7 protein-coding genes are annotated in these 12055 nt (G+C 64.9%); 3 read left to right on the forward strand and 4 right to left on the reverse strand.

The genetic code is table 11. From position 1 onward, the window contains the following. A partial coding sequence (locus ACREB7_RS04755) for a potassium-transporting ATPase subunit KdpA (protein WP_431591140.1) occupies window positions 1-326 on the reverse strand: 326 nt, incomplete at its 3' end. Between the two features lie 13 nt (window positions 327-339). Continuing rightward, on the reverse strand, window positions 340-429 hold the full coding sequence (kdpF, locus tag ACREB7_RS04760) for a K(+)-transporting ATPase subunit F (protein WP_431591141.1): 90 nt from the start codon (window positions 427-429) through the stop codon (window positions 340-342). A 270-nt stretch (window positions 430-699) separates the two neighbouring features. Between kdpF and ACREB7_RS04765 the strand changes: the two genes are divergently transcribed. Beyond that, entirely contained in the window at window positions 700-3366 is a 2667-nt protein-coding gene (locus ACREB7_RS04765; RefSeq protein ID WP_431591142.1) for a DUF4118 domain-containing protein, read from the forward strand. A 37-nt stretch (window positions 3367-3403) separates the two neighbouring features. On the opposite strand, the gene ACREB7_RS04770 is transcribed toward ACREB7_RS04765, so the two are convergent. Together ACREB7_RS04770 and ACREB7_RS04775 are read right to left on the reverse strand one after the other, a co-directional pair. After that, window positions 3404-4708 carry a DNA-processing protein DprA gene (locus tag ACREB7_RS04770; RefSeq protein ID WP_431591143.1) on the reverse strand — a complete coding sequence of 435 codons (1305 nt, stop codon included), beginning with the start codon at window positions 4706-4708 and terminating at the stop codon, window positions 3404-3406. Further along, on the reverse strand, window positions 4705-6783 hold the full coding sequence (locus tag ACREB7_RS04775) for a RecQ family ATP-dependent DNA helicase (protein WP_431591144.1): 2079 nt from the start codon (window positions 6781-6783) through the stop codon (window positions 4705-4707). Before ACREB7_RS04775 ends, ACREB7_RS04770 begins: the two co-directional genes overlap by 4 nt. Window positions 6784-7487: 704 nt before the next feature. Between ACREB7_RS04775 and ACREB7_RS04780 the strand changes: the two genes are divergently transcribed. Together ACREB7_RS04780 and ACREB7_RS04785 are read left to right on the forward strand one after the other, a co-directional pair. Continuing rightward, window positions 7488-10958, forward strand: a complete 3471-nt coding sequence (locus ACREB7_RS04780) for a DUF4132 domain-containing protein (RefSeq protein WP_431591145.1) — start codon at window positions 7488-7490, stop codon at window positions 10956-10958. Then, window positions 10958-12055, forward strand: a complete 1098-nt coding sequence (locus tag ACREB7_RS04785) for an ATP-binding protein (RefSeq protein ID WP_431591146.1) — start codon at window positions 10958-10960, stop codon at window positions 12053-12055. The genes ACREB7_RS04780 and ACREB7_RS04785 overlap by 1 nt, the downstream gene beginning before the upstream one ends.

The following is a 12055-nucleotide window of genomic DNA, read 5'->3' on the forward strand; positions in this document are numbered from 1 at the left end:
GCGTTGAACGCGCCGTCGGCGCAGACGGCGCCAAACCCCTGCGGGTTGCCTGGCAGCACGCCTTGCAGCCGCAGGATCGCGTAAGTGAAGAGCAACAGCACGACGTTGAACAGCAGCATGTGCAGCGCATATCGCCGCCAGCCCTGCTCCTCCTTGGGGTTGATTCCTGCGAGGCGATAAAAGCCGCGCTCGACGGGGTCGAGGATGCGGTGCAGCGGCGTGCGGCGTCCCTCGTAAAGCGCGAACAGCCACAAGCCCATCGGCTTGGCGAGGAGCGCGGTGACGGTGGCGAAGAGCAGGATCAAGGCCCAGCCGGAGACGGTCATAGTCAGGTTCCGATCAGAAACGCTCGGGCCGCAGCAGGGCGGCGAGCAGATAGACGAGCAGCGCGGCGGCGGTGACGCTGGCGAGGATCAGCGACGTCGACACAGGCCTAGGCTCCGTCACAGAGGCGGGCGTAACCGAGCGTCGCCACGAACAGCAGGGCGATAAGGCCGAGCCACAGAAAATCGGACATGGTTGTTTCTCCGGTGGGATCGTCGCCGTTGGCCGATGCCGCAGGTTCCGACGGGATGTGGGCGCCGCTACGCCCCTTCGCCGTAAAGTTTCGCGGGCGATTTTCGTGATCGGCATAAAGTTTCCATAAAGATCGGCGCCGCCCGGTTGGCGCGGCGCCGCGTGCTGCGCTAAGCCCCGGGAATGCCGTCGCCGACGCCCGCTCCCGACAAGAGACCCTCGCCCGAGGCCCTGTTGCGCCAGGCGCGGCGCGAAGAGCGCGGTCAGCTCAAGATATTCCTCGGCGCGGCGCCGGGGGTTGGCAAAACCTATGCGATGTTGACCGAGGGCGCCGCGCTGCGGCGTGCGGGGCAGGACGTCGTGGTCGGGGTCGTCGAAACCCATAGCCGCGCGGAAACCGAAGCCCTGCTGGATGGCATGGAAGTGGTGCCGCGGCGCGAGGAGCTGTATCGCGGCCATCGCCTGTCCGAAATGGACCTCGACGCGCTGATCCGCCGCGCCCCGACGCTGGCGCTGGTCGACGAATATGCGCACACCAACATCGAGGGAAGTCGGCACCCCAAGCGCTGGCAGGATGTCGAGGAGCTGCTCGATGCCGGGATCGACGTCTATACGACGCTCAACGTCCAGCACGTCGAAAGCCTGAACGACGTCGTCGCGAGCTTCACCCGCGTCCGGGTGCGCGAGACGGTGCCCGACAGCGTCTTCGAGCGCGCCGAGATCAAGCTCGTCGACCTGCCGCCCGACGAGCTGATCGACCGGCTGAAGGACGGCAAAGTCTATGTGCCGCAGGAAGCGAGCCGGGCGCTCGGCCATTTCTTTTCGAAGCCCAATCTGTCGGCCTTGCGCGAAATGGCGCTGCGCCGCGCCGCGCTGAGCGTCGACCGGCAGATGCTGAACGACCTCGACGCGGGCGGGGTCGCCGGCACCTATGCGGCGGGTGAGCGCATCCTCGTCGCGATCAGCGAACAGCCCGGCGCCGACGCGCTGGTGCGCACCGCCAAACGCCTCGCCGACGGGCTCAACGCGCCATGGACCGCCGTCCATATCGAAACGCCGCGCAGCCAGGGCTTCGACGAGGCGGCGCAGCGCCGCATCGCCTCGGCGCTCGCGCTCGCCGCGACGCTTGGCGCCACCATCGCGTCGATCCCGGCGGAAAATGTGATCGCGGGCCTCGCCGGTCAGGTCGAAGCGCAGCGCGCGACGCAACTGATCATCGGCCGCTCGCAGCGCAGCTGGTGGTTCGAACTGCGGCACGGATCGGTCGTGGAAAGCCTGATCCGCGCGTCGAAAGACCTGGCGATCCACGTCATCCCGTCGCCGGATACGATCGAGATGCAAGGCCGGTGGCGCGGCCTGACGCGCGGCTGGGGGCGGCCGCAGTCCTATGGCGCGGCGGCCTTGCTGATCGCCGCGACGACCTTGCTGGCAAAGCTCGGCGAACCGCTGATCGGGCGCGGAGCGATCGACCTGATCTATCTCGTTCCGGTCATTTTCGCGGCGACGCTATACGGCCTCCGTCCCGGACTGTTCGCGAGCGTCGCGGCGGCATTGGCGTTTAATTTCTTCTTCCTCGATCCGGTTCACACCTTCACCGTCGCCGATCCGCAAAGCGTGCTCACGATGCTGATCCTGACCGGGGTCGCGGTGGTGACCAGCAACCTGGCCGGGCGGTTGCGGACACGCGCGCAGATCGGGGTGCGGAGCGCGCAGGAAAATGCCGCGATGGCGTCCTTCGCGCAAACCCTCGCGCGCGCCTCCGACCGTGAGACCACAGCCATCGCGACCTGCGAGGAGGTGTCGCGGTTGCTCGATGTCCGGGCGGTCGTGATGACGCATCGCGATGGCCTGCTGCAACCGCTCGCGGCCCGTCCGGGCGAAGCGCGGATATCGCCGGTCGATCAGGCGGCGGCCGAATGGGCATGGACCAGCGGCGAACCCGCCGGGCGCGGCACCAACACCTTGCTTGCCTCCGACTGGCAATTCCATCCACTCAAGACCGGGCTCGGGGTTCTGGCGATCCTCGGCATTGCGCGCGACGACGACCGGGACCCGGTTTCGGCCGGCAGGGCGGCGCTGCTCGCCACATTGGTGGGGCAGGCGGCGTTGGCCTTCGAGCGGCTGCACCTCGAGGATGAGATGCGCGGCCTGTCGGTGCTCGAAGAACGCGACCGGCTGCGCGCCGCCTTGCTGTCGTCGATCGGTCACGATCTGCGCACCCCGCTCACCGGCGTCACCGCCGCGATCGAGGCGATCGGCGCCGAATATCCGGGCGCGAAAACGCTGCCGATGGCCAAGGCCGAACTGTCGCGGCTTCGCCGCTTCCTCGATAATCTGGTCGAACTTGTCCGCATCGACGCCGGCGGGCTGCAGCTCAAGATGGACACGGTCGATCTCACCGACGCGGTCGCGGGCGTCGTCCATGATCTCAAGGATATCCTCCGCGGACATCATATCGATTTTCAGGTGCCCGCCGCGCTGCCGCTGGTGCGGTCCGACGAGCGATTGCTGCACCATATCCTGCTCAACCTGCTCGCCAATGCGGTCCAGCACGGCGGCAATGCCGGACCGATCGCGATCATCGGGCGGCGCACCTCCGATGGGCTGCTGCTGACCATTCGCGACCGGGGGCCGGGCCTGGCGCCGGGGACCGAGACGGCGATTTTCGAAACCTTCGCGCAAGGCGCCGGCAGCGATCGGCACGGCGGCAGCGGCTTGGGCCTCGCCATCGCAAAAGGATTCGCCGACGCGCTGGGCATTGCGGTGTCGGCGGCCAATCATGCCGACGGAGGCGCGGCCTTCACCCTGGCGTTTCCCGATCAGCTGATCGTGCCGGCGCCCATCCCATAGGCGAGAACGACGACCTTTCCCTCCTCGATCCCGGCGGTCAGTCGAACAGCTTTTTTGTTTTCAATCGATATTTGACCGGTTTTTTGGTCCTCTCTACGATCCCTTCGTCGACCAGCCGGGCCAACCATGATTTTGTCTGAGCCGGCAAGAGATGAAGTTCAGCCGCGACTTCCGCTTCGGTCATCGATTTGTCGAGCAGGGTCTCGATTGCCGCGCGCGCCGTTTGAAAAATCGAGTCTGCCGGGCTGGTCGAGGCTGATTGTACTCCACCAAGAGCGTCGCTCGCTATGCCAACCGGCTCGGGCCTGACCACCTCCGGACGTTTGGCGTCGGGAAAGCTGGTGGCCGTATCCGGAACCGATACTTCAAAAAGACTGGGTTCGCTTCTCGCGAAATTCTCGTCGGGCGCACTTAAAAGGGCGTCGAGAGCGTCTGCATCGGCCGGGTTTGGCCAATCGAGCGCGCCCTTCGTCTTGAGCGCGGCGAGCCCGGCCTGAGGTTCGCCGACGGACCGCACGTAAATCGGCACACAGCGGAATTTGTCGAGCTGTTCGACCGCACCCGTCCAGGTGCCTCCCTTGCCCAGATCGGTGCTGACCACGAGCGCGGCGTTCGATAGCGCATAGATCGTCTTGTTGCGCTGCATGGCATTGCCGACGTGAAAGCCGGCGCCGGGGTCGAAGGGAGAGACCAGTGTCAGTTGGCCGTCGACGATCCTGTTGCGATGATCCCGGTTCATGGCTTGGCGTTCGAGGCTGTCGGCAAGCACGCCGATGACGCGGCCGCCTGCGTTCAAGGCGCCCCTCATCGCATATTGATCGATGCCCTTCGCGCCGCCCGAGATCACGGGACGATCGGCGCGCGCCGACAATTCACCGATGTCGAGCGTGTAGGACAGCAGCGCCTCGTCCGCGGCGCGGGACCCGACGACCGCCAATCCGCCGCGATTCAGCGCGGCCACGTCACCGCACCCATAGAGGATCGCCGGGGCGTCGTTGCGCAGGCGGCCCTTCAACAGCCCGGGATATTCGGGGTCGGCCCGGCTGATCACCCAGATGGCCCGGGCCTGCCATCGTTCGATGGCCTGGCTCAGTTGAAATCCGCGCCCGACAAGGGTCTTCAGCCGATCGGGCGAAACGGCGGCGGCGCAGGCTTGGGCGATCTCGGCGAAGGAACCCGTCAGAAGGTCGGATGGCTCCCGCCCGATGTCGCGAAGCTGTTTTGCCAGTCGCCTATATTCCGCGGGGGTGAGCAGGTCCGAGCTTTTTGGACTTTGTCCTGCCATCAGCGGCGACGTCAGGAGCAAAATGGCTTTGGTGTTCGAGGAGAGCATCGGCGTCATTCATTCTGCCCTGTGAGGGAGAGGGCAACGGGCCAAACCTCGCCACTTCCATGAGTTTGCAATAGCCACGCGGAAACGGTGAGGGTCCAGCGCAAATCCACCATATCATCAACGAGGAGTACCGGTCCATCGGGGATCGGGTCGTCGGTGACCGAAAGCGCGCCGTCGACATTTCGCGCCTGCTGGGCGCTGTTCGCCATCGCCTTTTGTTCCGGTCGCTCATCGGTTTTCGCAAGAACCCTATGGAAGGGCAATCCGAGCGAGGCGGCCAGCCGCTGCGCAAAATCGGGCACCAGATCGGGATGCCGCAACGAAGGGACGCAGGTCACCCAGCGCGGGGCGGGGTCCGGCCTCCACGCTTCGATCATGTCCTGACAAGCGGCAACAAGCTCGTCACTGAAGCGGCCATCCTGATATTTGCCTTGCCGGACCAGATGGCCCCAGCCGGCATCGCCCCACACGCAGAGCGCGCGGCCTTGCTGGGCCTGGTGCCGGGCATCGATTTTCCCGCTTTGGCCGTACATCGGCAAGCCACCCGCCGGCCATCGTTTTCGCGGTTCGAAGGGGAGGCTCGTTCGTCGCAAAAACGCGATGGCCGCCGTGACGAGCATCGGATCCACATCGGCGGACAGCGGCGGCAAATTGGGATTCATGTCGCCCTCTGGATCGCCATCCAACGCCCTGATGAGGAACGCCATATGCTCGCCAAACGGCAGATCGACATAGGTCTGCATTTCTTCGGCTTCCGATCGCCGCAGCGTCGTGAGCCGGTCCGCGCGCTCCCAGAATGCCGCGCCAAGGGTCGCGGCGGTCAGTTGCCATTTGGTGCCTTGCTTCGCGACCGGCGCGGGGCTTTCCAGCGACAGCAGGGCGATCGTCTTCTCGACGCGCGCTTTGCCCAAATTGACCGCGCTGAGAAGTTGGGGGATCGAGAGGCCGTCGGGCGCGTCATGCAAGGCCTCCAGAACCATCTCGACCTCGTGCCGGGTCGGGAACGCGCTCCGGATGAACCAGTCGGTCACCTCGGTTTCTTCGCGGCCGCTGAGCAAGATACCATAGGCCGACGCGAGCGCGCGACCCGCGCGCCCCACTTGCTGATAATAAGCGACGACGGATCCGGGGGTCTGATAATGGATGACGAAGGCCAGATCGGGTTTGTCATATCCCATTCCCAGCGCGGTGGTCGCAACCAGCACTTTGACCTCATTGGCGAGGAGCGCTTGTTCCAGGGCCTCGCGATTCTTGCCGGTCTCGCCCGTATAGGCTTCGACATTATATCCGCGTGAGCGGAGCCATTGGGTCACCTGGTTCGCGTCGCGAACGGTCAGCGTGTAGATGATCCCGCTTCCCGGCAGCGTCTCCAGATGATGCGCGAGCCAGGCTAGCCTTTCGGCCTGACTCGGCATGCGAAAGCTTTGCAGCGTCAATGATGGCCGGTTCAGATCGCCGCGGGAAATGCCAAGATCGGGACCGAGGACCTCGACCAGGTCGTCCATGACGCGATTGTTTGCGGTGGCTGTCGTCGCGAGCACCCGAAGGTTTGCGGGCGCGTTTCGAACGATGCGTTCGAGCAATCGATAATGGGGTCGAAAATCATGCCCCCAATCGGAAATACAATGGGCCTCGTCGACCACGATCAGGTCGATGCGGTCCGCAATCGGGGCGATAACCTGCTCCATGAAGCGGTCATTGGCCAGCCGCTCGGGAGAGATGAGAAGCACATCGACTTCATCCCGGCGGATGTCGGCCTGGACAGTCGCCCATTCCTCGACATTGCTCGAGTTGATGGTCACCGCTTTGACGCCCATCCGTTCGGCGGCTGCGATCTGGTTCCGCATCAGCGAAAGCAGTGGCGAGATGAGAAGCGCCGGACCCGAACCGGCTTCTCTCATCAGCTTCGCCGCGATAAAATAGACAAAGCTCTTCCCCCAGCCGGTCTTCTGAACCACCAGCAGCCGGCCCTGTCCCTCGACGACATGGCGAATGGCGTCTTCCTGGCCGTCCCGAAAGCTGGCATCGTCCTTTCCGGAACCCAGCTGCAACAGGTCAAGCGCGCGTTGGCGATGATATTCCACGATTGCCCTTCAACGCTGGCGGCCGCCGCAATCCTATTTCCGGTCGGATGATGACATAAAGTCGAGGGAATGCTGCGGGGTCAACCGTCCAAGCTCTCCACGGCGAGGCTCCAGCCCGCGCCGCAGGTCTATTTGCTCCCCGCGAAGCTCGGCGTGAGCCGTGGTCCGTTGTTTATCGAGCACCGTCCGGGCTCGCGGGTCGAGCCCCCTACCGTTGCTTTCGGTCTTCCGCCGATCGAACGACGTGGGTCGGCGGACGCTGCTCGCAACTTATCCCATATATCCGGCCGGAATGCTCCCGCCGGTCCCTTGGATGAGTTGGTCGGCAACCGGCCCGTTCGTGACAGGCCGCTTTCACCCGTTGTTGGTCATAATTGGGCTGTAACCATTTGCCTAAGCACTCTAATCAGGGAAGCATGTCGAGGGTCCCGAATGAGGGCTTGATGTAAGGGTGCGAGCGAGGAGGCAGGGTGAGCGGTTCGATTTTTGATCGCGTCCGACGGAGTTTGGGTCTGGTCGGCGCTGGGGATTCGGGCGGGGCGGGCAAACTTCCCGCAGCAAAGATCGCAGCTTGTTTCAAACATCTCGCGAAAGCCGACCGGCAGCTGCCCGCGAATATTGTCCGCTATATATCGGAGGGATCGAATCCCTCGATACTTCTGTCCCTGCAAAACCGCACCAGTCAGCAGGCGTGGACTCAGCGAGTGCGAACCTGGCCGCGGAGCGACGAAGCGGGGTTGTTCACCCATCTCGCGAATTGGCGCATCGACCAGATGCAGCGTTTTGGGGAGGTCCTTGCCGCACTCGAGCCGCTCCAGCACGACTGGGGCATGTTCGGGACAAAAAAGTCGCCCGACTGGCTTCGGCATTCGGTCACGATCTGGCTCGGGCAGGGGCGCAAGGATCAGCCGATCGGAACGCTGGTCGATCTTGCCGAGGCGACCGGCAACGGATTGGCGCCTGTGCTCGATATCATCTTTTGCCGCGATGCCGCTCATTATGGTTCAAACAACAGCGTCGACCGATTTGGCGGCGTCGCCGAATGGCTCGACCGATCACGCGATGCCGTGGTCGCGATGGTTCCGGAACTGGCTGCGGACGTCCGCGCCGAGCTGGCATCTGCGCTGGGTCGCTTCGGCCTGCAACATCGGTTCCTCGACCTGCTCGTCGATCTGGCGGTCGGCTCCTCCAAGAAGGCGCGGGCCAATGCCAGGCAATCGCTGACAGCGGTCGATCCGGATCGGTTGATCGGAGCGCTCGATGCGCGCTTTGCCAAAGCCCCGCCGGGACAGCGCGCGGATCTGGTGGAAGTCGCCGCCGGGTGCCTCGGTGAGCGGGCGGGCGATCTGTTGTCGCGCTGGCGCGAAGGGGAGACGGCTCCCAAGGTGATCGCGACGCTTGACCGGCTCGGCACGGCAGTCGCGGCGACTGCCAGCGGATTGCAGAGCGGCGGCGTGGTCGATGCGAGGCCGGACGGCGTCGAGGGTTATGTCGATGTTCGCGGCGCCTGGGTCGAGGCTGGCCCGGTCCCGGCCGAGCCTGCACCGGCGCCGGTTCCCCCGGAGCTTTTGCGGACCCTTGAGCCTGCCATCGCCGAATTCAATCGGATGCTCGCGAAGGCCAAGGCCGAGGCATCGCGCGAGCGATGGCACTGGAGCCGCCAGTTCGCGACCAAGAGTTCACGCGACCTCAAGGACCTTGCCGAGCTTGCCGCCGGCACCAAGCCCATGGCCCCGGCGTCGTTCAACACGGTCGTCAACTGGCTTCGCTGGCACCAGTTCAAGCACCCCGCAGTCGACGCCTTCTTTCTCGATCCACGCTTGTCGCTCCATCATCTCGCGCGCCTCGCGGTCGCAATGTCCAACTGTCATATCCACGGCCTGTTCAACGACTGGAGCGGACCGATCGGCGCTGCGGTCCAGTATCGGCTGAACGCCGGCGCCGACTTCCGGACATTTTTTGACCTGTGGCTCGCGGCGGGGGGCAAGGACTTCGTCGCCGACCATCTGACCCAGCAATGGCATGTGCCGCTGCCGGAGCCCGATACCGCGCTTTGGCCCGTCCTGTGCGGGCGGTTCGATCAACTCGATCAGGCGCTGGCGATGGTCCCGCAGAGCGGGGCAGAGCAAAAGCGCGTGCTGCCGGGGCTCGAATTGCTCGGGCATTTTTTGACCCTCCCCGAACGCTATCGGAGCCGGTTGATGCTGCTGGCGGGCGACAGCTCCTCGCGCCTTCGGGAAAAGGCGCGGGCCTTGTTGCAGGATACGCCCGGCATCGATGGCGCCATTGCGATACAGCTGCAGGACGGCCGTCAGGAGGTTCGCGCGCTCGCCGCCGGCTGGCTCGCGGCGCGCAGCGCGAAGGGCGAGGTCCCGCAGCTTCGCGCGGCGCTCGTGAAGGACAAGAGCGATCTGGCGCGCGCTGCCATGATTACGGCGCTCGAACGACTGGGCGAGGATGTGTCGCCCTATTTCGATCCTGCCACACTGGTCAAGGAAGCGAAGGCAGGTCTCGCAAAGGCGCCGCCCAAGGGCCTCGAATGGTTTCCGTTCGATATGCTGCCTGCGCTGCGGTGGGCCGACGGCAGTGCTGTCGATCCGGTCCTGCCGCGCTGGTGGACGGTCCTAGCGGCGAAATTCAAGCAGCCGGGCGGCAATGCGCTCGTGAACCTCTGGCTCGACCGGCTCGCGCCGGGGGACGCGCACAGGCTCGGCTGGATGGTGCTGACCGGCTGGATCGATCAGGACATCCGCCGACCGACCGACGAGGAGGCCAATGCCTTTGCGATGCAGCATGTCGACGCGACGCTGCGCCAGAATATTGCGAACGCGAAACGATGGCCGCAAAGCGCCGATTATTTCCCAACCGACCGGAATCTTGTTTTCGCGCGGCTGAAGCAGATGAAGGCCGGAGAATATCTGGGGAGCGCCGTCGACAGCAAGGGCGTTTTGGCGATCGCGGCGCGGGTCAACGGGGCCGATGCGGCGCAGCGTATCCGGATCTTTCTCAAGGATCATGGCGCACGAACCTCTCAGGCGAAGGCGCTGCTCGAAACATTAGCGGCGATCGGCAGCGGCGCGGCGCTGCAACTCGTCCTGTCGGCGGCCAACCGTTCGAAACAGCGCACCGTTCAGGCACATGCGGCAGCGCTGGTGGACGATGTCGCCGAGCGCAACGGATGGAGCGCGGCGCAACTCGCCGACCGGACGATCCCGACCGGCGGTTTCGATATCGACGGCACGCAGGACCTCGATCTGGGCGAAGGCCGGACCTATCGGTTGCGGTTCGATGCCGACGACGGGGTAATCATCCGCAATGCCGAGGAGCGCGAGGTAAAGACGCTGCCGGGGCCGCGCATCGACGAAGAAAAACCGCTGATCGATGCGGCGAAGAAGCAGCTGTCCAATGCGCGGAAGGAGGTGAAGCAAGTGCTCGCCGCGCAAACCGACCGGCTTCAGGAAGCGATGTTCCTGCAACGCGAATGGGACATCGCCGAATGGGGCAGCTTCGTCGCCGGCCACCCGATCGTCGGCCGGCTCGCCGCCCGGCTTGTGTGGCAAGGCGCTGGCGAGGACGGGCGGGCGCTGGCGACATTCCGGCCGCTGGGCGACGGTAGTTACACCGACGCGTCCGATGGCGATATCGCCACCGATGGCTTCGCGCGGATACGGCTTGCTCACTCGTCGCTGTTGTCGGCGGGTGAGATTGGGGCATGGCGCACCCATCTCGCCGACTATGCGGTCGCATCGCCTTTCGATCAATTCGGCCGCGACCTGCCCGAACTGGCGGAGGCGCAAAAGCGCGAACGGTCGATCAGCGATCGCGAAGGCTGGATGATCGAAACGTTCAAGCTTCGGGGTACCGCGACCAGGCTTGGCTATCAGCGCGGTCCGGCACAGGATGGCGGCTGGTTCATAACCTATGAAAAAACCTATCGCGACGCCGGCCTCGTGGCCGAGATCGAATTTTCGGGTAGTCCGCTGCCCGAAGAAAACCGCCCCGCCGCGCTCCAGGGGCTGACTTTCCGTAAATTGCGCGACCGCGGGGGCGGCGGGAATCAGGTCATGCTCGGGGACGTTCCGCCGGTCTTGCTTGCGGAAAGCTGGCGCGATCTTCACGATCTGGCGGAAAAAGGGACCGGTTTCGATCCGGACTGGCAAAAAAAGGCTTATTGATGACTAACGAGGCACCGTCGATCCGGCCACCGGCCGAACAGCGTTATGCGGCGGAACTCGCCGCGCTGGCGGCGCAGGACAAATTTCCGCGGCCCGCCGGCTGGCATCTGTCGCCGCGTGCGGTGCGCAGCTTCCTGCTCGGCGATACGAAACTGGGCATATCGCGCAAATTCTATGGCGACGACCCGCTGGTCGATCGGGCGATCGTCAGCCTGATGAGCCAGCAGGGCCTGATGCTCGTGGGTGAGCCGGGCACCGCCAAATCCTTGTTGTCCGAATTGCTGGCGGCGGCGATCAGCGGGACGTCGGCGCTGGTGGTGCAGGGATCGGCAGGCACGACCGAGGATCATATCCGTTACGGCTGGAACTATGCGCTGCTTCTCGCCGAAGGGCCGAGCGAACGCGCGCTCGTGCCGTCGCCGGTGCTGAACGCCATGCGATCGGGGCGCATCGTCCGGTTCGAGGAAATTACCCGCTGCCCGCCCGAGGTGCAGGACGCGCTGATTTCGATCCTGTCCGAAAAGGCGTTAGCTTTGCCCGAACTCGGCGCCGATGCCGTTGCGAGCGCCGCGCCGGGTTTTAACGTGATCGCCACGGCGAACCTTCGCGATCGCGGGGTGCACGAGATGTCGAGCGCGCTCAAGCGACGCTTCAACTTCGAAACCGTCCACCCCATCGCCGATGTCGAGTTCGAGCGCGAACTGGTGTTGAAACAACTCGCCGAGCGACTGGGGCCGGCCGGCGTGGCGGTGACCGGCGAGCGCGACGTGGCCGACGTCCTCGTTCGCGCCTTTCAGGACTTGCGGACCGGGCGAACGGCGGAAGGCGTCAGCCTCAACCGGCCTGACGCCGTAATGTCGACCGCCGAAGCGGTGAACGTCCTGCACGCCGCCGCGCTGGAGGCCGTCTATCTTGATAACGGGAAACTCTCCGCCGCGCATGTCGCGCGGCAGTTGCAGGGCGTGGTGCTCAAGGATTCGCCCGACGATGGCAAGCGTTTGCGCGCCTATGTCGACCATATCGTCAAGGAGCGCGCCGGTCGCTCGGGGGTATGGAAGGACTTCTACCAGGCGGCGCGGACGCTGAAGCTGGGCTGA

This window comes from Sphingopyxis sp. (assembly GCF_050725615.1).
In the GTDB taxonomy this organism is placed as follows: Bacteria; Pseudomonadota; Alphaproteobacteria; order Sphingomonadales; family Sphingomonadaceae; genus Sphingopyxis.